This window comes from Pseudomonas sp. NBRC 111140 (assembly GCF_001320885.1).
Taxonomy (GTDB): domain Bacteria; phylum Pseudomonadota; class Gammaproteobacteria; order Pseudomonadales; family Pseudomonadaceae; genus Aquipseudomonas; species Aquipseudomonas putida_P.
Window position 1 is genome coordinate 35,732 of record NZ_BCBQ01000034.1, and the last position, 23,777, is coordinate 59,508.

Annotated in this window: 16 protein-coding genes; 9 read left to right on the top strand and 7 right to left on the bottom strand. The window is 64.1% G+C overall.

Annotated elements, in window-relative coordinates:
* The first annotated feature begins 184 nt into the window (after positions 1-184).
* Genes nrfB through APH42_RS13445 form a run of 4 tightly spaced genes read left to right on the top strand, consistent with a single transcriptional unit; the run spans position 185 to position 7,333 of the window.
* Positions 185-2,359 (top strand): cyclic di-3',5'-guanylate-activated glycosyltransferase NrfB, encoded by a 2,175-nt coding sequence (gene nrfB, locus APH42_RS13430; protein ID WP_060493484.1) that lies wholly within the window; start codon positions 185-187, stop codon positions 2,357-2,359.
* Entirely contained in the window at positions 2,356-5,361 is a 3,006-nt protein-coding gene (locus APH42_RS13435; RefSeq protein WP_060493485.1) for a phage receptor, read from the top strand. Before nrfB ends, APH42_RS13435 begins: the two co-directional genes overlap by 4 nt.
* Positions 5,361-6,200 carry a DUF4434 family protein gene (locus APH42_RS13440; RefSeq protein ID WP_060493486.1) on the top strand — a complete coding sequence of 280 codons (840 nt, stop codon included), beginning with the start codon at positions 5,361-5,363 and terminating at the stop codon, positions 6,198-6,200. The genes APH42_RS13435 and APH42_RS13440 overlap by 1 nt, the downstream gene beginning before the upstream one ends.
* A gap of 41 nt (positions 6,201-6,241) precedes the next feature.
* Positions 6,242-7,333: a diguanylate cyclase gene (locus APH42_RS13445; protein WP_060493487.1), complete on the top strand. Its 1,092-nt coding sequence runs from the start codon at positions 6,242-6,244 to the stop codon at positions 7,331-7,333.
* On the opposite strand, the gene APH42_RS13450 is transcribed toward APH42_RS13445, so the two are convergent.
* Together APH42_RS13450 and APH42_RS13455 are read right to left on the bottom strand one after the other, a co-directional pair.
* Positions 7,308-8,606, bottom strand: a complete 1,299-nt coding sequence (locus APH42_RS13450) for an ATP-binding protein (RefSeq protein ID WP_060493488.1) — start codon at positions 8,604-8,606, stop codon at positions 7,308-7,310. The two genes, APH42_RS13445 and APH42_RS13450, sit on opposite strands and share 26 nt — an antisense overlap.
* A gap of 6 nt (positions 8,607-8,612) precedes the next feature.
* On the bottom strand, positions 8,613-9,314 hold the full coding sequence (locus APH42_RS13455; RefSeq protein WP_012272125.1) for a response regulator transcription factor: 702 nt from the start codon (positions 9,312-9,314) through the stop codon (positions 8,613-8,615).
* Positions 9,315-9,505: 191 nt separating this feature from the next.
* Between APH42_RS13455 and APH42_RS13460 the strand changes: the two genes are divergently transcribed.
* From APH42_RS13460 to mobA, 3 genes are all read left to right on the top strand, one after another.
* Positions 9,506-10,681 (top strand): efflux RND transporter periplasmic adaptor subunit, encoded by a 1,176-nt coding sequence (locus APH42_RS13460; protein ID WP_012272124.1) that lies wholly within the window; start codon positions 9,506-9,508, stop codon positions 10,679-10,681.
* 11 nt (positions 10,682-10,692) lie between these two features.
* Entirely contained in the window at positions 10,693-13,821 is a 3,129-nt protein-coding gene (locus tag APH42_RS13465) for an efflux RND transporter permease subunit (RefSeq protein WP_060493489.1), read from the top strand.
* Positions 13,822-13,882: 61 nt separating this feature from the next.
* On the top strand, positions 13,883-14,458 hold the full coding sequence (mobA, locus tag APH42_RS13470) for a molybdenum cofactor guanylyltransferase MobA (protein WP_012272122.1): 576 nt from the start codon (positions 13,883-13,885) through the stop codon (positions 14,456-14,458).
* A gap of 30 nt (positions 14,459-14,488) precedes the next feature.
* Here the strand turns inward: mobA and APH42_RS13475 are convergent, their stop codons facing one another.
* From APH42_RS13475 to peaA, 5 genes are all read right to left on the bottom strand, one after another.
* Positions 14,489-16,162, bottom strand: coding sequence for a fatty acid CoA ligase family protein (locus APH42_RS13475; RefSeq protein WP_060493490.1), 1,674 nt, complete (start codon positions 16,160-16,162; stop codon positions 14,489-14,491).
* 76 nt (positions 16,163-16,238) lie between these two features.
* On the bottom strand, positions 16,239-17,360 hold the full coding sequence (gene peaD / locus APH42_RS13480) for a quinohemoprotein amine dehydrogenase subunit beta (protein WP_060493491.1): 1,122 nt from the start codon (positions 17,358-17,360) through the stop codon (positions 16,239-16,241).
* A 31-nt stretch (positions 17,361-17,391) separates the two neighbouring features.
* Positions 17,392-17,715: a quinohemoprotein amine dehydrogenase subunit gamma gene (gene qhpC, locus APH42_RS13485; RefSeq protein ID WP_012272119.1), complete on the bottom strand. Its 324-nt coding sequence runs from the start codon at positions 17,713-17,715 to the stop codon at positions 17,392-17,394.
* Position 17,716: 1 nt separating this feature from the next.
* Positions 17,717-19,147: a quinohemoprotein amine dehydrogenase maturation protein gene (peaB, locus tag APH42_RS13490; protein WP_060493492.1), complete on the bottom strand. Its 1,431-nt coding sequence runs from the start codon at positions 19,145-19,147 to the stop codon at positions 17,717-17,719.
* A gap of 48 nt (positions 19,148-19,195) precedes the next feature.
* Positions 19,196-20,761 carry a quinohemoprotein amine dehydrogenase subunit alpha gene (gene peaA, locus APH42_RS13495; protein ID WP_060493496.1) on the bottom strand — a complete coding sequence of 522 codons (1,566 nt, stop codon included), beginning with the start codon at positions 20,759-20,761 and terminating at the stop codon, positions 19,196-19,198.
* 412 nt (positions 20,762-21,173) lie between these two features.
* Here peaA and APH42_RS13500 point away from each other — a divergent pair, with 412 nt between their 5' ends.
* Both APH42_RS13500 and APH42_RS13505 read left to right on the top strand, forming a co-directional pair.
* Complete coding sequence (locus APH42_RS13500; protein ID WP_012272116.1) at positions 21,174-22,667, top strand: aldehyde dehydrogenase; 1,494 nt, start codon at positions 21,174-21,176, stop codon at positions 22,665-22,667.
* 105 nt (positions 22,668-22,772) lie between these two features.
* Positions 22,773-23,777: hypothetical protein (locus APH42_RS13505; protein ID WP_060493493.1), on the top strand; the 1,005-nt coding region annotated here is incomplete at its 3' end.

Here is a 23,777-nt window from a genome sequence, read left to right on the forward strand (position 1 = left end):
CCTGAATGAACGACCTGTAAAACTACAAGATATAGCCCGTAAGAAAAAGCCCGAAATTTGGACAACATCGCGTTCGGCTGCTTGTATCTATCCCGTACAAACAGTGACATCTCGTACAACTTCGTCGAAGGAACCGAGCGAGGAGAATGACGATGGCCCCCTCTACCCTGCCGGTGGCTGCCACATGAGTTTGGCATTCATCGATTTTCTCACCTATGTGCTGTTCGGCCTGAAAATTCTGGCAATCACCCTTGCCTCGCTGATGTTCCTGTTGGGCCTGGACGACCTTTTCATCGACCTGTGCTATTGGGGGCGAAAGCTGATCCGGCGTTTTCGCATTTACGACAAGTTCGAAAAAGCCGATGAAAAGCGCTTGTTCGAGGTGCCGGAAAAACCCCTGGCCATCATGGTCCCGGCCTGGAACGAAGTAGGCGTGGTCGGTGAGATGGCGCGCCTGGCAGCCTCGACGATCGACTACGAGAATTACCAGATTTTCGTCGGCACCTACCCCAACGACCCGCAAACCCAGGCCGACGTCGACGCGGTGTGCCTGCACTACCCCAACGTGCACAAGGTGGTCTGCGCGCGCCCTGGTCCCACCAGCAAGGCCGACTGCCTGAACAACATCATCGACGCGTTGCTGCGCTTCCAGCAGGACGCGGGCATCGAGTTTGCCGGCTTCATCCTGCATGACGCCGAAGACGTGATCTCGCCCATGGAGTTGCGCCTGTTCAACTACCTGCTGCCAAGCAAGGACATGATCCAGATCCCGGTGTACCCCTACGCACCGGAATGGAAGGGCTTTACTGCCGGCCACTATGTCGACGAGTTCGCCGAAAACCACGGCAAGGACGTGATCGTGCGTGAAGCGCTGACGGGCCAGGTGCCCAGCGCCGGCGTCGGCACCTGCTTCAGCCGCCGCGCCATCAGCGCGCTGCTCGAGGACGGTGACGGCATCGCCTTCGACGTACAGAGCCTGACCGAAGACTACGACATCGGTTTTCGCCTGAAGCAAAAAGGCATGAAGTGCATTTTCGCCCGCTATTCCATCACCGACCCGGCACTGACCCTGAAGCAGGACTGGCGCCCGGGCATGAGCCGCGAGTTCTCCCAGGTAATCTGCGTACGCGAGCACTTCCCACGTGACTGGCAGCATGCCATCCGGCAGAAGTCGCGCTGGATTGTCGGCATCGTGTTCCAGGGCACCAGCAACCTCGGGTGGAGCCGCAAAGGCGCACTCAACTATTTCCTCTGGCGTGACCGCCGTGGGCTGTTCGCCTACCTGCTGAGCTTTCTGGTCAACCTGTTGCTGCTGGTATTGCTGGCCATGTGGCTGGTCACGGTGGTCGCGCCGAATTCGTGGCGTTTCATGTCGATCCTAAGCGACAGCTGGCTGCTGTCGACCCTGCTGTGGCTGAACGGCCTGATGCTGTTCAACCGGCTGTTCCAGCGGGCCTGGTTCGTCACCCGCTTCTATGGCATCGGCGAGGGCCTGCTGTCGGCACCGCGGATGATGTGGAGCAACTTCGTCAATTTTTTCGCCAACCTGCGGGCCCTGCGCCAGGTCATGGAAATGGGCGATTCGCGGCGCGTGGCCTGGGACAAGACCACCCACGAGTTCCCCGCTATCGCCGCACCTGCCCGCATACCACTGGGCCAGCGCCTGGTGGCCAAGGGCCTGATCAGCGACGAACAGCTGCAGCATGCCATCACCAGCCCGGTTCGCCGGCGCCTGGGCCGCGAACTGCTACTGCGCGGCTGGTTGAACAGCGAGCAGTTGGTGGCCACCCTGGCCGAACAGTTGGACTTGCCCTGGGCACCGCTGAACCCGTTCAAGCTCGACCCGCAGTTGATCGCCAAACTGCCGCGCAAGCTGGCCACGCATTATGGCGTGCTGCCGGTGGATGAAGACGGCGACACGCTGATCCTGGCCAGCGAAAGCCCGGTCAGCCAGGTGTCGCTGGGGGTTATCAGCCGCCAGCTGAAACGCCCGGTCAAGGCCCGCCTGGCACCTCAGGGCCGGGTCACGCTGGGCCTGCGCTACCACTACCCAAGCCCCTGGCAGAAGCCAGAAACCCGCGACATGCTGGCCGTCCTTGAACGCCATCAGGACAACGAAGCGCTGCTGGAGCGGGTCAGCCATCACCAGGTCATGCTCGGCACACTGCTGCAGGTGCGGGGCATGGTCCCGGTCACCCTGTTCAACCAGGCGCTGATCGACTTCGACCCTGAACACCAGAGCCTGGGCGAGCACCTGATCGCCCGAGGCATCATCACCGAACAGGTGCTGGAGCAGGCCCTGATCGAACAGGCCAGCGAACAGCAGGCCGCCTTTGACCTGACCCGGGAGGTGGCATGAAGCCGCGCTTTTCCCTGACTTTCACTGGACTGTTGCTGTTCTGCGCTGCCCTGCCCGCCGCTGCTTCGGCGCCGATGACCGACTTTCAGCGGTTCACCAGCTTTCCGTTCATGGACCGCAGCTACCGCGAGGCCAAGAAAGACAATTGGGCGGAAGTCGAGCGCCTGACTCGCCACGTGCTGGGGCGGGTGCCGAACAACGACGAGGCGCGTGCCCTGCTGGTCGAGGCCCTGGCCCACCAACGCCGTTACAAAGAGGCCCAGGCGCAGGCCGAGCAGCTGGGCGACAGCCCCGAGTATGCCGACGCCCTGCTGGCGCTACGCTTGACCTGGATCGAACAGGACCCACCAGCGGCCAGCCAGGTGGAACAATGGCTGGCCGCCAGCGACGGCAACCAGCGGGTGCGCCTGTGGCAGGCCTACAGCCTGAGCCTGGCCAAGTTTGGTGGCGCGGCCAAGGCGCTGGACTGGCTCAACCAGCTACCGCCCGGCAACGACGGCCAGGTACTGCGCCTGGCTCGGGCCAACTTCGCCGAGCAACTGCGCAACTGGAAAGAAACCATCGAACAGCTGCAGCCGCTGGCCGACAAAGGCCAGTTGCCCGCCGGAGACTGGCAACGCCTGGCCAATGCCTATATCCAGAAAGTCGACGAAAAAGGCCTGAATGCGCTGTTACCCAGCGCGCCATCCGCCACAGCGGCCAACCAGGCGCGCCTGGCCATGGCCAACCGCGCCATTGCCGTTGGCCACCACCAGCAAGCCCAACGCTGGCTGCAGTCGCTACCGCCCGAGCAACTGCAGCACCCCGAACAGCGCCAGCAACTTTGGCAGTTGGCCCGCGAAGGCGACGACGCTGCACTGGTGCAGCGCCTGAGCAACGACCTGCAACGCCCTTGCCTGGAAACGGTCGACTGGTTGTCACACCAAGACCCGGATCTGGCCCGTGAACAGTTCAAAGGCTGCACCGCCAGTACCGACCCGCGGGCCTACGCGGTGCTCAAGCAACGCCTGTACGGCGACCCACCACAACCTGCGCAGCCGCGCACCGCTGCCGAATGGGAGAAACGCTACCGGCAGAGCGGCGACCTCGCCGCGCTGGAGCAAGCCACCTTCCTGCTGACCGAACAGGGCCACGGTGATCGCGCCCGGCAACTGCTGGAGCAGGCCTACGACCGTCGCCAGGGCCGCCTCACCCCCTCGCTGCTGCAGCGCCTGGGCAACCTGTATGCCCGCAACGACGGCCCACTGGACAGCCGACGCATGCTCAGCCTGATCCCCCGGGTCGACGCCAATACCCGCGCCCAGTTGCTTGGCCGGCTGGCCGAGGCCGGCCAGTGCGATGCCGTGCGCCAGGCAGTGCCGGCTACCCCGGGCGAGCCCGGCCAGTACCGCGCCCTTGGGCGTTGCGCCATGCCCGACCAGCCGGGCGAGGCGGTGGTCTACTACCAGGCCGCCGAACGCCTGGGCGACAATGGCAACCGCTTGCCACTGGCCTACGCACTTGAAGCGGCCGGCGACTCCGAAGCCGCCCTGCCCATCTGGCGCAGCCTGCCGGACAGCGCCTGGACCGACAACGCCCGCCTCACCGCCGCCCGTGGCGCGCTGAATGCAGGCGACGCTGGTGCAGCCCGCCGCTACTGGGACGCCGCCGCACACCACAGCGCCGATGACTGGGCGCTGGGCGCCGCCATCGCCCAGCGCCAAGGCGACCCGCAGATCGCGCTGGGCTTCCAGCGCCAGGCGCTGGCGCACAACCCACGCGCCGATCACTACTACGCCGCATCCAGCACCGCGCAACTGGCTGGCGACAGCGCGCAAAGCACCGCCTGGCTGGCCGAAGCCGTGCGCCTGGCCCCCGATCAGCCGCGCTATCGAGCCGATTACGGCATGCGCCTGGCCGGTTCGACAGACAAGGCCCAGCGCATTCAGTCGATCCCCTACCTTGAGCGCGCCACCCACGACTTCCCCGAAGACTACCGCCTGGGCGAAACACTGGCCCTGCGCTACGACGAGCATGAAGACAGCGCTGCGGCACGCCGCGAACTGCGGCGCATCCTCGACGTAGAGCAGAACCTGGTCGACGCTGATGACGAGTACGGTAGCCTCGAAGCCCGCAAGTACCGTCAGCGCCGCGCCCACGAGAGCCTGTCACGTCGCGACACCATTACCCTGGCCAGCACCTGGTCACCAGCCGGCACCTCCACCAACGACAAGTTCCTCGACAATGGCCAGCGCAGCGGCAGCTCGCGCCGGGCGCAATCGCAGAACGTACAACTGGCCATGTGGGACCACGCTCTGGGCGAGGAGCCCAGCCGCAACGGCAGCACCCTGTCGGTGTATGGCCGGGTATTGTTCGGCGGCCAGAGCCGCACCGACTATGCACAAAGCATGGGTACCGGGGTCGGCCTGCGCTACAAGCCGCTCGGCCAGGCCAACCTCAACCTGTATGCCGAGTTGTACCACCAGCGCCAGATCGACGAAGAACACTACCGTGGCCTCAGCCTTGGCCAATTGCTGAGCCCGGCCAAGGTCGGCGGCAACTGGGGCGATTTACGTCACCACGCCGAATCGAGCAACGACTTGCTGCTGCGCGCCACCGCCTCGTTCCTTGACCAGGGTGACTGGCGCAACGACTGGCGTGTCGATGAGGACGATTGGAACGAGCGTTTCCTCTACCTCGACGCCGCCTGGTGGACCCGTGCCGGCGACCACGCCTGGCTGTCACGCTTCCAGCAGGGCCACGCCTGGAAACTGCCGGGCAGCTCCCCGCAAACCCTCATGCCTTACGGTTTTGTCGAATTTTCCAGCCAGGACCCAAGCAACGACTGGCGCCAGGATGCCCGCGCCGGGGTGGGCGTGCGCTGGCAATGGTGGTTCGACGACGACCGCTACAACGCCTACCGCGGCTCGCTGAAAGTGCGTGCCGAATACCAGCAATCGCTGGGCGGCAACCTCTACGAGCGCGCCAACGGTGTGCTGGTCGGTGCGGAGATGACTTTCTGATGCGTACGATCATCGCCTATTGCCTGCTGGTCCTGTGCCTACAGGCCTCCGCCGACCAGCGCCTGTTCTACCAACCGCTGAACCGTGATGCCAGCGTCACCCCCGCCCAATGGCAGCAACTGTGGCATGCCACCGCTGCCCAAGGTGGCAACACCCTGATCGTGCAATGGAGCGCCTATGGCGACAGCGATTTCGGTGGCGCCCAGGGCTGGCTGGCCAACAGCCTGCGCACGGCGCGTGCCGAGGGCCTGCAGCTGGTTATGGGGCTGTACATGGACCCGGCCTATTACCAGCGCCTCGAGCAACTGGATGGCGAGGGCCTGAACAGCTACTGGAAGGCGCAATTGGGCCGTTCGCTCAGCCAGTACCAACACCTTCGTCAGGTGTGGCAGTTGCCGGTGGATGGCTGGTACCTGCCCATGGAACTGGACGACCAGCATTTTCGTGATGGCGAACGACGCGATGCGCTCTACAGCCAACTGCAGGCGTTCAACCGCCAGCTGGACAAACCGTTGCACATCAGTGCATTCAGTGCTGGCAAGCTGTCGCCGCGCGTCAATGCCAGCTGGCTGGATCAACTGGTCGGGTTGGGCTTGACCGTGTGGTGGCAGGATGGCGCCGGTACAGAGCGTTTGCCGCCGTTGGTGCGCCAGAGCTACGAGCAGGCCTTGCCATGCCGGGTAGGCGTGGTGCGCGAGGCGTTCCGCCAGGTGAGCGCGCCTGGGCAGCCATTCAGGGCCGAACCTGCCGAGCCCAAGCTGGGCAGCGGGTGCCATGCCGAGGCGGTGTTTGCCTTGCGCTACCGGCCTTGGGCCACAGGTGTCTTGCCCCAAAATTGAGTCGTTTGGCCTGGCAAAGCAGTACTCCGAGGAGCCCACCGATGTTCAAGACCATCGAAGAACACGTGCGCAAGCAGGTCGCCCCCGCCGCCTTGCGCGCCGAGTTCCGACAACACGAATTCGAGTCCATGCGCCCGTTCTGCCTGCTGGTGTTCTGCATCAGCATCCTGATCTGGCTGGTCTTCGACCTGATCGTCAGTTTTCTCGGCGGTCAGGGTTTCACCTGGCTGTCCTACCTGTTCATCGCCTCGCTCGGCAGCCTTTGCGTAGTACTGCATTTCACCCGCCGCAGCCATCACTTCGATGTACTCAACCTGCTGTTCATCACCATCATCACCTTGGGCATGCGCCTGCTGATCGAAGGCATCCCGGTGGCCCTGCGCCCGGTGTGGCTGGTGCTTGGCGTATCCACCGTGCTGTACGCCGTGTCGGTGCTGCCGGTGCGACGCTGGTCGTTCTTCAGCGCCATGGTCATCACCTGGGTGATGCTCAACCCGTTCTACCACACCCGTATCGAGCCCGACGCGCTCGAAGGCGCCATGCTGGTCAGTTACGCCGTGTTTCTCAGCGGCCTGATCACCTACAGCTACCTGCAGACGCGCAAGGCCAAACTGCACAATTTCTACCTGTCCAGGGTGCTGCTTGAACAAGCTTACGTCGACGCCCTGACCGAAATCCCCAACCGCCGCTCGTTCATGGCCAAAACGGAGCAACAACTGAAACTGGCAACGCCCGGGCAATACCTGGCGATGGTCGACATAGACAACTTCAAGAAAGTGAATGACCGTTTCGGCCACGACATTGGTGATGAAGTGCTAAGACGCGTGGCACTGCATATCAAGGCCGCCATGGTCGATTCCGAGTTCGCCCGACTGGGCGGCGAGGAGTTTGCCATTTTTCTTGAAGGGCTGGACCAGCAAGGTGCCGAGCAGCAGATGGAGGCATTGGTACGCAGGGTACGCGAGGATGCGGGCACACACCCGGTGACCATCAGTATCGGGCTGGCCCAGGTGAGCGCGGGCGATACATTGACCATGGCGTTGATCAAGGCCGACCAGGCGCTGTATGAAGCCAAGCACACCGGCAAGGACCGGTTCGTGCTGTGGACTACCCGGCTGGCAAGCGAATCCTGAACTGCGCCCCACCCAGCGCCGACTGTGCCACGGTCAAGGTACCACCCTGCCCCTCGATGGCCCGCCGGCTGATCGCCAGCCCCAGGCCAAACCCACCGGTATTTCGGTCGCGGCTTCGGTCTAGCCGGTAGAACGGCTGGAAAATGCGCTCGCGCTCCTCCACCGGAATGCCAATCCCGTCATCCTCCACCGTCAGCAGGCAGGCGCCATCCTCTTCCAGGCGCAAGCGCAACAACAGGCTTTCGTCGCAATAGCGCATGGCATTGCGCACCAGGTTCTGCACCGCGCGCGCCGTCAGCCGAGGGTCCAGCACAAAGCGCGGCAGGTCACCTTCGGCCCGCACTTCCCACTGGATACCACGGCCATCAAGCTCCTCGGCAAAGCTGCCAAGCACACTGTTGACCAGCTCCAGCAGCGACACTTCAACCCGTTCGCGAGCCTGGTCAGCGTTGTACAAGCGGCTATAGGACAGCAACTCCAGTACCAGCTCGTCCAGTTCGCGCACATGCCCGACCAGTTCCAGCAGGCGCTTGCGGCTGGCCGGCGGCACTTCGTCGAACAACAGCACCAAGCCGAAATCCAGCCGGGTCAGTGGCGTGCGCAACTCGTGCGATACCGCGTTGAGCAGCTCGCGCTGCTGGTTGACGTGGCGCTCCAGGTCACTGGCCATGGTGTCGAACACCCCGGCCAGCTCACCGATGTTGGAGTGCGGTGAAATGTGCGTGCGCTCGGCCATCTGCCCTTGGCCCAGGCGCCGAGCGGTCTCTTTGAGGCGCTCCAGGTCGCGCCAGTGCGGCCAGACCCACAGCAGCAGGCACCCGAGCATGGCCGCACCGATCAGCACCGTCACGCCCCACGACAGCACGTTGATGTCCAGCGGGTCTGGCGGCGAATGCAGCCGCACCAGCCATTGCTTGTCCAGCGGCGCCAGCACCGTTTCGTAGTAGCCCCACTCGGCAATACGTACCGCGTACAGGCCATGCTCCAGGCGTGCCTGTTCTTCCTCGCTCAAACCCGCCTGGTCCATGCGCAGCAGTTTCAGCTCCAGCGGCGCAAAATCACCGGCCAGTTCCTGCTCCACCGCCGGCCACTGCTCACGCGGGGCCTGGCGGAACTGGCGTACGATCAACGCCTGCACACCCTTGGCCTGGTCCAGGTTGTAGGCCATGAAGCGCTCGCGGAACAGGCCAACGATGGTGTCGGGGATGAACAGCAACGCGCCGGCGTAGGCGACGATGATCACCAGGTACAGCCGCACCAGGATCTTGAGCATGGCCGATCAGCACTCCCACTCGACGCGGCTGAACAGGTACCCCTTGCCCCACACGGTCTTGATCTTGCGTGCTTCGCCAGCGTTGTCGTCGAACTTGCGCCGCAGTTTGGAGATGGCCACGTCCACCGAGCGGTCGGTGCCATTGAACTCGATGCCACGCAGTTGTTGCAGGATACGGTCGCGGTTCATCACCTCGCCGGCATTGCGCGCCAGCACCACCAGCAGGTTGTACTCGCCGCTGGACAGCTCCACCTCTTCGCCGCGCCAACTGACCGTGCGCTCGGCCAGGTCGATGCGCAGGCCGCCGATCAGGATCAGGTCGTTGTCCAGCCGCGGCTCGTTGACACTGCTGCGGCGCAGCAGCGTACGCACGCGCGCCAGCAGCACGCGTGGCTCGCAGGGTTTGGTCACGTAGTCGTCGGCACCCATTTCCAGGCCCAGTACCTGATCATGGCTGTCGTCGCGGGCGGTCAGCATGAGAATTGGCAGGCTCTGCGACTCCTGGCGCAGCAGGCGGCACAGCTGCAGGCCATCGATGCCTGGCAGCATCAAGTCGAGTATGACCAGGTCGGGCTTTTGCCGGCGGTACTCGTCCAGCACATGATCGCCCCGGGCGATCACCTGGACATGGAAGTCGTTGCGTTGCAGGTAGCTGGCGATCAACTCGGACAGGGCGCTGTCGTCTTCGACCAGTAAAATATTCGGCATAGGTGCTTGGGAGTCTGGGTTGAGGTATACCTGTGCCCGCGAAGAAGCCGGCACAGGAACACTCAGGATATAGAACACTACCGCGCCACAGGCTTGTTCTTCACACTTTTTCACACTCGCCCTACAGGTATTAACAGCCGCCCAGGCAGCACCTGCCTTAGCATAGACACGGTCATCATCGGAAGATCCGCATGCCTACTACCCTCTCCCCGCGCCTGCGCCCATTGGCGCTCCTGGCGTTCCTGAGCCTGTCCCTGGCCGGCTGCGGCGACAGCGCCGAGCAAGACGAAAAAGCCCCCACCCCGCAAGTGCGGGTGGAAACCTTGCAACTGCAACCCCTGGCCATCAGCAGTGAGCTAAGCGGCCGTATCCTGGCCCCGCGCACCGCCGAAGTGCGCGCGCGGGTCGCTGGCGTAGTGCTCAAGCGGGTGTACCGCGAAGGCAGCGACGTCAAACAGGGCGATGTACTGTTCTTGATCGACCCGGCGCCGTTCAAGGCCGACCATGACAGCGCCCGCGCCACCCTGGCCAAGGCCGAGGCGACCCTGTACCAGGCGCGCCTGCAAGAGCAGCGCTACCGCGAGCTGGTCGATGACAAGGCCGTCAGCCGCCAGGAATACGACAACGCCAAAGCCAGCTTCCTGCAGGCCGACGCTGCAGTGGCCGAAGCCAAAGCAGCCCTGGAGCGGGCTCGCCTGAACCTCGGTTACGCCACTGTGACGGCACCGATCTCCGGCCGTATCGGCCGCGCCCAGGTCACCGAAGGCGCGCTGGTCGGGCAAAACGAGACCACCCCGCTGGCGACCATCCAGCAACTGGACCCGATCCATGCCGATGTCACTCAGTCGACCCGTGAGCTGAACGCCTTGCGCCGCGCCCTTCGTGCTGGCGAGCTGCAACAGGTAGGCGACAGCCAGGCCCGCGCCACCCTGATCCAGGACGACGGCAGCGCCTACCCGCTGCCGGGCAAGCTGCTGTTTTCCGACATCAGCGTCGACCCCAGCACCAACCAGATCACCCTGCGCAGCGAGTTCCCCAACCCGGACCTCGACCTGCTGCCCGGCAGCTACGTGCGCGTACGCCTGGAGCAGGCGGTGCAAGCCAAGGGCCTGAGCGTGCCGCAACGCGCCATCCTGCGCGACAGCGCCGGCGTGCCGAAGGTGCTGGTGGTCGACCAGCAGGCCCGCGTCAGCGACCGTCAGGTAGTCCTGGGCAGCGCCCAGGGCGACCGCTGGATCGTCAGCGAGGGCCTGGCCGCCGGCGAGCGGGTGGTGATCGAGGGCCTGCAGCACGTCAAGGCCGGCGACCAGGTGCAGGTCGACACCACACCCGGTGCCCCCCCCATCGCTCAGCACATCGGCCAGTGAGGGCCTGATCAATGCCGCAATTCTTCATCGATCGCCCGGTATTCGCCTGGGTGGTCGCACTGTTCATCCTGCTGGCCGGTGTGCTGGCCATCCCGCAACTGCCGGTGGCCCAGTACCCCAACGTGGCACCGCCACAGGTGGAGATCTACGCCGTGTACCCAGGCGCCTCGGCGGCGACCATGGACGAAAGCGTGGTCAGCCTGATCGAGCAGGAACTCAACGGCGCCGACAACCTGCTGTACTTCGAGTCGCAGAGCAGCCTGGGCAGCGCCACCATAACCGCCACCTTCGCCCCAGGCACCAACCCGGACCTGGCCCAGGTCGACGTGCAAAACCGCCTGAAGGTGGTCGAATCGCGCCTGCCACGCCCAGTCACCCAGCAGGGCCTGCAAGTGGAGAAGGTGTCTACGGGCTTCCTGCTGTTGGCCACCCTCACCTCCGAAGACGGCAAGCTCGACGAAACCGCGCTGTCGGACATCCTCGCCCGTAACGTGATGGACGAAATCCGCCGCCTCAAAGGCGTCGGCAAGGCTCAGTTGTACGGCTCCGAGCGCGCCATGCGCATCTGGATCGACCCACGCAAGCTGATCGGCTTCAACCTCACGCCCAACGACGTGGCCGAGGCCATCGCGGCGCAGAACGCCCAGGTCGCCCCTGGCAGCATTGGCGACCTGCCCAGCCGCGACACCCAGGAAATCACCGCCAACGTAGTGGTCAAGGGCCAGCTGAGCACGCCTGAAGAATTCGCCGCCATTGTCCTGCGCGCCAACCTGGATGGCTCCACGGTGACCATCGGGGATGTCGCCCGGGTCGAGATCGGCGCCCAGGAATACCAGTACGGCACGCGCCTGAACGGCAAGCCGGCCACCGCCTTCAGCGTGCAGCTGTCGCCGGGGGCCAACGCCATGGAAACCGCCACCCTGGTACGGGCGAAGATGCAGGACCTGGCCCGCTACTTCCCGGAAGGCGTCAAGTACGACATCCCCTACGACACCTCGCCGTTCGTCAAAGTGTCGATCGAGCAGGTCATCAACACCCTGTTCGAAGCCATGCTGCTGGTGTTCGCAGTGATGTTCCTGTTCCTGCAGAACCTGCGCTACACGCTGATCCCGACCCTGGTGGTGCCCGTGGCATTGATGGGCACCTTCGCCGTGATGCTGGCCATGGGCTTCTCGGTCAATGTGCTGACCCTGTTCGGCATGGTGCTGGCCATCGGCATCCTGGTCGACGATGCCATCGTGGTGGTGGAAAACGTCGAGCGCATCATGGCCGAAGAAGGCCTGCCGCCCAAAGAGGCCACGCGCAAAGCCATGGGCCAGATCAGCGGGGCGATCATCGGTATCACCCTGGTACTGGTGGCGGTGTTCCTGCCCATGGCCTTCATGCAAGGCTCGGTGGGGGTGATCTACCAGCAGTTCTCGCTGTCGATGGCGGTATCGATCCTGTTCTCGGCGTTTCTCGCCCTCAGCCTGACCCCGGCATTGTGCGCCACCCTGCTCAAGCCCGTGGCCAAAGGTGAGCACCACGCACGCAAAGGCTTCTTCGGCTGGTTCAACCGCCGCTTCGAAAGCATGAGCAACGGCTACCAACGCTGGGTGGTACAGGCGCTCAAGCGCAGTGGCCGCTACCTGGCGGTGTACGCAGTGCTGCTGGCGGTGCTGGGCTACGGGTTCAGCCAGTTGCCCACGGCGTTTCTGCCCACCGAAGACCAGGGTTACACCATTACCGACATCCAACTGCCGCCCGGTGCCAGCCGCATGCGCACCGAACAGGTAGCCGCGCAGATCGAGGCGCACAACGCCGAGGAACCGGGGGTGGGCAACACCACCTTGATTCTCGGTTTCAGCTTCTCCGGCAGCGGGCAGAACGCGGCGCTGGCCTTCACCACGCTCAAGGACTGGTCCGAGCGCGGCACCGATGACAGCGCCCAGTCGATCGCCGACCGCGCGACCATGGCCTTCAGCCAGCTCAAGGACGCCATCGCCTTCTCGGTACTGCCACCCCCAATCGACGGCCTGGGCGAATCGACCGGCTTCGAGTTCCGCCTGCAGGACCGTGGCGGCATGGGCCACGCCGAACTGATGGCGGCCCGTGACCAGTTGCTGGCAAGCGCCGGCAAAAGCAAGGTATTGACCAACGTGCGTGAAGCCTCGCTGGCGGAAAGCCCACAAGTGCAGCTGGAAATCGACCGCCGCCAGGCCAATGCCCTGGGCGTATCGTTTGCCGATATCGGCACGGTGCTGGACGTGGCTGTGGGCTCCAGCTACGTCAACGACTTCCCCAACCAGGGCCGCATGCAGCGGGTGGTGGTGCAGGCCGAAGGCAACCAGCGCAGCCAGGTCGAGGATTTGCTGAAAATCCACGTACGCAACACTAGCGGCAAGATGGTGCCACTGGGCGCGTTCGTCCAGGCCAAATGGGTCAGCGGCCCGGTGCAGCTGACCCGCTACAACGGCTACCCGGCGGTGTCGATTTCCGGCGAACCGGCGGCCGGCTACAGCTCCGGTGAGGCCATGGCCGAAGTCGAGCGCCTGGTGGCGCAGCTTCCAGCCGGTGCCGGCCTGGAATGGACCGGCCTGTCCCTGCAGGAACGCCTTTCCGGCAGCCAGGCACCGATGCTGATGGCGCTGTCGTTGCTGGTGGTGTTCCTGTGCCTGGCGGCGCTGTACGAAAGCTGGTCGATCCCGACTGCGGTACTGCTGGTGGTACCACTCGGCGTGCTGGGTGCAGTGCTGGCCGTGACCCTGCGCGGCATGCCCAACGATGTATTCTTCAAAGTTGGCCTGATTACTCTGATCGGCCTGTCGGCGAAGAATGCCATCCTGATCATCGAGTTCGCCAAGCACCTGGTCGATCAGGGCGTGGACGCCGTCGATGCTGCCGTACAAGCCGCCCGCCTGCGCCTGCGGCCGATCGTGATGACCTCGCTGGCGTTCATCCTCGGCGTGGTGCCACTGGCCATCGCCAGCGGCGCAAGCTCCGCCAGCCAGCAAGCGATCGGCACCGGGGTGATTGGCGGCATGCTCAGCGCCACCCTGGCGGTGGTGTTCGTGCCGGTGTTCTTCGTGGTGGTGATGCGCCTGTCCGGGCGGCGCCAGACGCAAAACGCTGCCACGCATCCGGTGGCCGGTGAAAGCTGACTGGACAAGCCCCGCTTGAAATGGGAGGGTTCCCGGCAATGACTGCCCGGAACCCTTTTTCATGCCTGATGCATTTCCCCCCTGCTCCATCCTCATCCTTGCCGGCGGTCGCGGGCAGCGTATGGGCGGCCGCGACAAGGGTTTGATCGACTGGCAGGGCGAACCCTTGGTGGCGCATGTACAGCGAGTGGTGCGCCCGCTGAGCGACGACCTGGTGATTTCCTGCAACCGTAACCAGGAGGCCTACCGGGCGTATGCCGACCAGGTGGTGGGCGATGCCGAGGCGGACTTCCCCGGGCCTTTGGCGGGAGTGATTGCCGGGCTCAAGGTGGCACGGCATGAATGGGTTGTGCTGCTGGCCTGCGATGCACCACGTGTCGATCAGGTGTTGATCGAAGACCTGCTGCGGCTGGCGAAGGCCAATGACAGTGCGGCGATGGTGCGTCAGGGTGAGTATTGGCAGCCGATGTTCAGCGTGCTGCCAAAACGGGTGTTGCCGGTGCTGGAACAAGCCTGGGCGGCGGGTGAGCGGAGTTTGCAGAAGGCCTTGCTGCGCGAGGCGGTGCAAGGGCTGGCGTGTGCCGACGATGATTGTCGGCTAAGCAACTTCAACAGCCCGGAACTGCTGCAAGGCTGAGATCCTCTGCTGCCTGTGCCGGCCCCTACATCAATTGGCAGTCAGTTCCTCGACGCTGATCTCGCGCATCCTGAACTTCTGCACCTTGCCGGTCACCGTCATCGGGAACTCGTCGACAAAGCGGAAGTACCGGGGCACCTTGAAGTGCGCAATTCGCGCCTTGGCCCACTCTCGCAGTTCTTCTTCACTGGCAGCATGCCCTGGGTGCAGCCGCACCCAGGCGACGATCTCTTCGCCATACTTGCTGCACGGCACGCCAATCACCTGCACATCGGCCACCGCTGGGTGGGTGAAGAAGAACTCTTCCAGCTCACGCGGGTAGATGTTCTCACCGCCGCGAATGATCATGTCCTTGCTGCGCCCGACAATCCGCACATAGCCTTGTTCGTCCATCACTGCCAGGTCGCCGGTGTGCATCCAGCCGTCTTCATCGATGCTCTCGGCCGTGGCCTTGGGGTTGTTCCAGTAACCCAGCATCACGCTGTAGCCACGCGTGCACAGCTCGCCAATCTCACCGCGCGGCACTGTGCCGCCGTCGTTGTCGATCACTTTGTTCTCCAGCCGTGGCTGGGTGCGCCCCACGCTGGTCACGCGGCGCTCCAGGTCGTCAGTGGCGCAGGTCTGTAGCGACACCGGGCTGGTCTCGGTCATGCCGTAGGCAATCTGCACCTCGGCCATGTGCATCTCGCCAATCACCCGGCGCATCACCTCGATCGGGCACGTAGCGCCGGCCATGATCCCCGTGCGCAGGCTCGACAGGTCGAACTCGCCGCGCTGCGGGTGGTCCAGCTCGGCAATGAACATGGTCGGCACGCCATACAACGCCGTGGCTTTCTCCTCCGCCACCGCGCGCAGGGTAGCCAAAGGGTCGAAGGCATCGTTGGGATAAATCAAGGTGCTGCCGTGGGTCATGCAGCCAAGGTTGGCCATGACCATACCGAAGCAGTGGTACAGCGGCACCGGCACTACCAACCGATCATGTTCGGTCAGGCCCAGGCTTTCACCCACCATGTAGCCGTTGTTGAGAATGTTGCTGTGGCTGAGGGTGGCGCCCTTTGGGAAGCCGGTAGTCCCCGAGGTGTACTGGATGTTGATCGGATCGTCGCAGCGCAGTTGTGCCTGCCGCTGGGCCAGGGCCTCGCGGCTGACGGCCTCGGCGCGGGACTGCAGGTCGTGCCAGGCGAGGAACCCAGGTGGGGGCGCAACGGCCAGACTGACCACGCCACGCAGCTCGGGAAAACGCTCGCAGATCAGCGCGCCCGCTTGACCGCTGGCCAGGCCAGGTACAAGGCCCTGCAGCATGGCGTGGTAATCGGAGGTCTTGAACGCATCGGCACAGATCACCCAACGGCAGCCGGACTGGCCGAGCGCATAGTCCAGCTCGCTGGAGCGGTAGGCCGGATTGATGTTGACCAGGATTGCGCCAACCTTGGCGCTGGCGAACTGGGTAATGCACCACTCGGCGCAATTGGGCGCCCAGATACCCAGGCGGTCACCGGGCTGCACGCCCAGGGCCATCAGCGCGCGAGCATGCTGGTCGACGGCCTCGGCCAGTTGCCGCCAGGTGTAGCGAAGGGCCTGGTGGCGCACCACCAGCGCCTCGCGCTCGGGAAAGCGAGCGACAGTGGCGTCGAAGGCGTCGCCGATGCACTGGGTAAGCAGGGCCTTGTCCTGGTTGCCCTGGGAGTAGCTTGGCTGGGGCATGGGCGTTCTCTTGTTGTTCTTGTGTTTTTTGTACCGGCCTCTTCGCGGGTAAACCCGCGAACAGGCCCACACCGATCTAGCGGATGAACACCTGGGGCGTCGTGGTAGACATGTCACCACCCGGCAACTTGATGTTCTTCACTTTCTCCAACGTTTCCGGGTTGAACACCGCCAGGTCGTTGAAGGTACCGCCCAGGTACAGTTTGTCGCCCTTCTTGTCGAAGGTGACGCAGTAGTAAGTGTGCTCCAGGTTAGCCGCCTTGATCAGCTTGCGCTGTTTGATGTCGTACTTGGCCAGGCGGTTGAGCACGCCGTAGATCTGGTTCGGGTCCTTGGGCGAGCGCAGGCCGGTGAAGTACAACTCAGTCAGGTCGGCGAACTCCTGGGTGTGGGTCTTGCCGGTCTTCAGGTCGACGCTCAGGTAGCCATACAGCGGCTCGGCGGTGGCCGGGTCCTGCTTGTCGTCCTTGAACTTGGCAATGGTGTACAGCATGGTGAACTCGTGGCGCGGGCTCTGGTGCGGCCAGAAGTACAGCACGTCCGGGGCGCTGTAGCCCTTGCGGTTCCAGTTGCGCAACGGCAGGGCCACTGTGTATTTGCCGGTCTTCACGTCCATCTTGTAGATGTCAGGCCCTGCGACGAACAGGCTGCCATCGTCAGCGGCGCGCATCAGGTACACCTGGCGCGGCATCGGGAAGGTACGCACCGGCTTGGCCTGCAGGCCATCGGCGGTGCTGAACACCTCCAGCCGCGGCGGTTTGACCACGTAATGGTCGTTCAGCATCTGGGTCGGGTTGACCGTGGCGTACACTTCCTTGCCATCGGGGCTGATGGCGAACGAGTACATCGACCGGCCGACTTCGCCTGCCACGCTGGACAGGTTGGCGCGGAAGGTGTTCTTGCAGGTGTCCAGGTCGATACCGTAGATGTCGCCGTAGTGGTTGTTGAGCACGTAGGCGGTGCGGTTGTCCGGCGCCATCATTGCGGTGCCAGGGCCGAACTTGTCGGGCATCTGGCAGCTTTTGTAGACCGTGTCACTGGCCACATCGACCACATGCAGGTTGTTCGGGTAGTTGGTCACGATCATGTATTCGTGGCCAGCCTTCAGTGCCGGCCCGGTGTCGTCGGCCTGTACCAGCCCGGCGCAGGCCGTGGCGGCGATGGTGAGCGCAAGTTGCGCGCAGCGTCCAGCTTTCATGCGGTTTCCCCTTGTCATTCTTGTTGGGCCGTCACTTGTCTTTCGGGAACACGGTGCCGAGGTTGCGCCAGTCGTCCGCCGAGTTGGTCGCCTGGGCGTTCCAGTCCTGGTAGGTGCTCATCATGTCCGGCACCTGGGCTGGCCACCAGCAAGGGTCGGAGCAGCCATACAGGTCGGCCTCCATCGGTTGGCACAACGAGCTGACGCCGCCAAAGGCATCCACTTCCCAGCCCGGGTCGGTGGTGGCCGTGCAGCCTGCCACCGCGCTCATGGCCATCACTTCTTCGACACGGTCTTCGGCGGCGGCCTGCTCCAGGATGCGCGCCTTGTTGTTCAGGGGCTTCAAGTGCTTCATGTCAGTGCGCCTTCCGCGGGGTGATGTAGCGATCGATGAAGGCCGGGTTGGCGGCCATGATGCGGCTGTAGACTTCGATGCCGAAGTCCACCCAGTCGCGCATCAGTTCGCAATAGTGGTAGGTCGGGTGCTGCGGGTCGCCGTAGCGTGCATAGCTTTCGTGGTAGCAGCCGCCCGAGCACAGGTTGCGGATGCGGCAGCTTTCACAGCCGGTGTTGCTACGGTCCAGGCGTTGCGACAGGAAGTCGTTGAGCTGCGCCTGCTTCACCCCTTGGTGCACATTGCCGAAGGTCGGCAGGCTGGAGCCGGTGAAGCGGTGGCACAAGTTCAGCTCGCCCTCGTGGTCAACCGCCAGCATCTTCAGCCCGGCGCCACACGGCAGGGCCTTCTTGTGGCCTTCGTGGATGTCGGTGATCAACTGGTGCAGGTTGGAGAAACCGATGTTGCGGTGCTCCAGCGCCGCCTCCAGGTAACGCCGGCCGAGGGCCTTCATGTTGGCGAACACCTGCACCAGCTCTTCGCTCGTGAGGTTGAAATCGGCCATGTCGCCCGAGGTCACCGGGGCAAAGCCGACTTCGGCGAAGCCCATTTCATTGAACAAGTGGTTCCAGATGGTTTCGACATCGGTAATGCCACGGGTCAGCGTGACCCGCGCGCCCACCGGGCGGCTGGTGTAGCGCGACAGCAGCAGGTCGGCCTTGCGCCGCACCACGTCATAGGTGCCCTGCCCACCCACGGTGATGCGGTTGCGGTCGTGCACGGTCTTGGGGCCGTCGATGCTGATCGACAGGCCGAAACGGTGGGCGTTGAGCCAGTCGATGATTTCTTCGGTCAGCAAGGTGGCGTTGGTGGTCATGATGAACTCCACCTGCTTGCCCGCCTCGGCGAAACGCCGTTCGCAGTAAGCCACCATGTGCTCGATCAACGGCCGGTTGGACAGTGGCTCGCCACCGAAGAACACCACACTGTAGCGCTCCTCGTTGGGCGATTCCTTGAGCAGCATCTCCACCGAGGCCTCGGCGGTGGCGGTGCTCATCTTCTTGCCGGCGGAAGGCTTGTCCAGGTCTTCCTTGTAGCAATAAGTGCAGCTGAGGTTGCAGCCAGTGTTGACGTTCAGAACCACGGTGTTAAGCGCGGTGCGTTCGACCTGCTTCAGGGCGATTTCCGGGGTCAGCGGCGAGCCGTCGCTGACCAGCTCCAGCGCGATCAGCTCGCGCAGGGTGTCCTGGATATCGTCGCCGGCAAACTGCTGGCCAAGGCGCTGCATCAGCTCCTCGGCCGAGCAGCCTTGCTGGCGCAAAGCGTCGATGATGCTGCCGGTCACCGCATCGGTGGCAAACAGCGAGCTGCTGGGAATATGGAACAGCATGCGGTCGGCATCGACCTGCACTTCGTGCAGGTTACGCTCGACCAGGTTCAGTAGTACGCCCATGGCGACCTCCCGATAATCGATCCGTTGGAAAACCGTTGCGCCCTGCCGTTATGGCAGCGGCGGGTTGTTCCAGCGCTGTACGGTGACGATCATGTGCCCTTCGCCGGTCTGGCCACCGTCGGCCAGCGTGGCGATGACTTTCAAGTTACCGGCGTTGTTGGTCATCATCTTGCGCTCGGGGTTGGGCCCGGCACCGCCTGGTACGAACACGCCATCAGCCTGCATCTGCCCGGCGAACTTGACGTCTTCGTCCTCGACCGCACGCTCGTTGAACGGCTCGACCTTCCAGGTGGCCGGCAGGTAGCCGATGCGCAGCGGTTGTCCGCTGGCGTCTTTACCCCAGGCTTCGGCCTCGAAGCGGCCCTGCACTTTCGGCACCGAAGCGCCGTTCTCGCCAATGCGGGCGATGGAGAACGCCGGCACCACCTTCACTTCCTCGACCTTGTCGTAGACCGCCAGGTTGACACCTTTGAGCGCGCCCACCGCAACCTCGCGCTGGCCAGGCTTGGCGTCTGCCGCGGCGCGGGCCTTGACCCGTACCAGGGTCGGGGTTTGCTCCAGCACCTCGGTCACTTCCACCCCTGCACCCAAGTCGGGCTTGCCGTCCAGGCCGCTACCCACCAGGGTGATCTCGCTTTCGCCGCCGGCCTTGATGAATGCCGGCTGAACCGCCAGCAGGCGCGCCTTGCCTTCCTTCGCCGCAGTGAAGTCCAGGCCGCGTTCATCGTGTTCGGCTTCGAACATACGGCCTTTCATCTCGCCATCCAGCGCGGCGAACACCTGGCGCAGGTTGGCATCGCCGACCTTGACGTTGCCACGCCACTCATAGCCGTTGTAGAGGATCGCCGTGCCGCTGCCGTTGAACGGCGTGCCGTCGGCGTAAGCGCCCTTGACCTCGACCTTGAAGGTATCGCCCTCCCCAGCCGTGACGCTCATCACCCCACGTACGTCGCCCTTGGCAAGCATATGGCCGCTGAATGCCCACTGCCCCGGCAGTGCGTCTGCCTTGGGTTTGGCCTTCTGCCATTCGGCCCAGGCTGCGCTTTCCATCGGGAAGCGCTTGGCAAGCTCCGGCACCACTTGTTGCAGGGCAATCGGCAGCCAATCGCGGTCACGCGCCTGGGCCTGGTACTCAAGGGACGGCCATTGGCCAAGGTGGAAGTTGACCAGGTGTTCCCACTCCTTGGCCGGGCGCCGTTGCAAGGCGACGCGGGCACCGGAGTGGCAACGGCCACAGGTCTCGCTGAGCTGGGTGTCGAAGTGCTCGACGGTATTGAGCCGGCGCTCCATGGCGTAACGCACGCCATCGGTTTCGCTGGGCGCCAGGCCCTGCTTGTCGGCCAGGTACTTGACCAGCGTGCGACGGTCGTCGTCACTGATCTGCAGGCCGTGCATCACCTGCATGCGGGCAATGCTCATCAGCCAGCCTTCCGGCGTCTTGCGCTGGTGGCTGATGCGGCTATAGGTGTCGTTGCCTTCGGGGATATGGCACCCCATGCACTTGTTCTGCAACAGGCTCGGGCCCTGCTCGGCCGCCATGGCCTGGGTGCTCAGCAGCGCGGCGGCGACCAGCGCCAGTTTGCCCGCATGCCGCCGGAGTCGAGTCGTCTTCAAGGTCAGACCTCCACGGTTGTTGTTCTTATCGTTTTCGCACGCTTTGGTACAGCAGGTGTGCATGTGACAGTTGTGATACAGGAACTGTGCCAGGTGCTGTAAAAGCGTTGCCTTTCAACCCTTTAGGCAGTTAACGGGGCTTGGCCAGCAGCACGGATGGCCAATTGCAGCGTGCCATTTCGCGACAAGGTGTTTCAGCTTGAGACAACACCTGACATGCCGGCTGCCGGCCCTTAGAGCCGCTGTTTCACCACCGTCTCACACCGTCTCATTGTGCAACAGCGCACCCTTGCAAACCGAACCTTGCGTCACGGCAAAACCCAGTCAGCTCAAGGCCTTGCCGCCATCTGCCCAGGTTGGCACGGCCATTGCGCCGGTGCCCGCCACATCCAATGACAAGAGGCACCGTCCCATGCTTTCCGAACTGCCCATCCTGCCCGCCACCCGCGCCTTTCTCGAACGCAAGCTAAAGATGCGCATCGGCGCCGAGTGGCAGGACGCCGCCAGCGGTCGCACCCTGTCGTTCCGCAACCCGGCCACCGGCGAAGTGCTGGGTGAAGTGCCCGCCGCCGAGGCCGAGGATGTCGACCGCGCCGTGCGCGCCGCCCGTCAAGCCTTCGATGATTCGCCCTGGAGCCGCCTGCGTCCGCGCGAGCGGCAAAACCTGTTGTGGCGCCTGGCCGACCTGATGGAGCGCGACGCCCGCCAGCTGGCCGAACTGGAATGCCTGAACAACGGCAAGAGCGCCGCCGTCGCCCAGGTGATGGACGTGCAACTGGCCATCGACTTCCTGCGCTACATGGCCGGTTGGGCCACCAAGATCGAGGGTAGCACCGTCGAAGCCTCCATGCCGCTGATGCCCAACGACCAGTTCCATGGTTTCGTGCGCCGCGAGGCGGTGGGTGTGGTCGGCGCCATCGTCGCCTGGAACTTCCCGCTGCTGCTGGCCTGCTGGAAACTCGGCCCAGCCCTGGCCACCGGTTGCACCGTGGTGCTCAAGCCCGCCGATGAAACCCCACTGAGCGTGCTCAAGCTGGCAGAACTGGTAGACGAAGCCGGCTACCCGGCAGGCGTTTTCAACGTAATCACCGGTACAGGCCTGAACGCGGGCGCTGCGCTCAGTCGCCACCCTGGGGTGGACAAGCTGACCTTCACCGGCTCGACCGAAGTCGGCAAGCTGATCGGCAAGGCGGCCATGGACAACATGACCCGCGTCACCCTGGAGCTGGGCGGCAAGTCGCCGACCATCGTCATGCCCGACGCCAACCTGCAGGAAGCCGCAGCCGGTGCGGCCACGGCAATCTTCTTCAACCAGGGCCAGGTGTGCTGCGCGGGCTCGCGGCTGTATGTGCACCGCAAGCACTTCGACAACGTGGTGGCCGACATCGCCGGCATCGCCAATGGCATGAAACTGGGCAACGGGCTGGACCCAGCGGTGCAGATGGGCCCGCTGATCTCGGCCAAGCAGCAGGACCGCGTCACCGGCTACATCGAGCTTGGCCGCGAACTGGGCGCGACCATCGCCTGTGGCGGTGAAGGCTTCGGGCCGGGTTACTTCGTCAAGCCGACGGTGATTGTCGATGTCGACCAGCGCCACCGCCTGGTACAAGAAGAAATCTTCGGGCCGGTGCTGGTGGCAATGCCGTTCGATGACATCGACGAAGTGATCGGCATGGCCAACGACAACCCCTATGGCCTGGGCGCAAGCATCTGGTCCAACGACCTGGCCGCCGTGCACCGCATGATCCCGCGCATCAAGTCGGGTTCGGTTTGGGTCAACTGCCACAGCGCACTGGACCCGGCACTGCCGTTCGGCGGCTACAAGATGTCTGGCGTTGGTCGCGAGATGGGCGCAGCAGCCATCGAGCATTACACCGAGCTCAAATCGGTGCTGATCAAGCTCTGATCTTTTTCCTGTGCCGGCCTCGTCGCTTTTGCAGCAGCAGCCTTGTGCTGCGAAGAGGCCGGTACAGGCACCCCAAAAAACAACAACAAAAACATGGAGCACACCATGAGGCACACCCTCGCCTGCACATTGGCCCTGCTGTTCGCCGCACCCGCCAGCCAAGCCTACGAGCTCTACAACCACAACGGCACCACCCTCAACGCCGACCTCGAAGCCCTGTTCGGTGTGTTCCACAGCGACGAAAGCTTCAACCAGGCCGGCAACCGCCAGCCCGGCAGCACCGCCTGGCAAGAAGGCTACGTCAAATATGGCCTTAGCGGCAGCCAGGCCCTGGCCGACAGCGGCGCCCTCTACGGGGCCGTCAACCTGCTCAGTTCCGCCACCTGGGGCGATGGCGATGCCGCCGGCCTGACCCTGGGCGACGAACGCCGCACAGCCATCGAAGACCTGTACCTGGGCTGGCGCTCGGCCAACCTGTTCCCGGCCCTGGGCGAAGACGGCGTGGACATTTCAGGCGGTCGCCAGGTAGTGACATTGGGCGATGGTTTTCTGATCCAGGGCGACCCGGTGAACCTGGGCAAGGTCGACCTGGGCGCCAACTTCGATCGCGGCGGCGCCTACTACCTGGCCGCCCGTAAAGCCTTCGACCGCACCGCCGTGCTGCGCCTGGGCGGCAAGCAGGGCTGGCGCGGCGACCTGATGTGGCTGAAGTCCGACAACCACTACCAGGCCGATACCTCGCTGGCGGTAGCCAATTTGGAACACGTCGCCGACGCCGGCACCGTGGGCCTCAGCTGGATCCGCGGCCTGGACGTGGACCAACGCTACGCGCAAATCATGGGCCTGGAACACCGCGACGGCATGGACACCGCCAGCCTGCGCGGGCGCGGCAACCTGGGCGTGAAGGACCTGGAACTGGCCGCCGAGTACGTGAGCCAGGACAAGACCGGTGGGCGCGAGAATGCCTGGTACCTGGAAGGCAACTGGACCTTCTCCGAATTGCCCTGGTCACCGACTGCCACCTACCGCTACAGCCGCTTCTCCGAAGGCTTCGACCCACTGTTCTATGGCCTGAGCCGAGGCTATGGCACCTGGTTCCAGGGTGAAGTA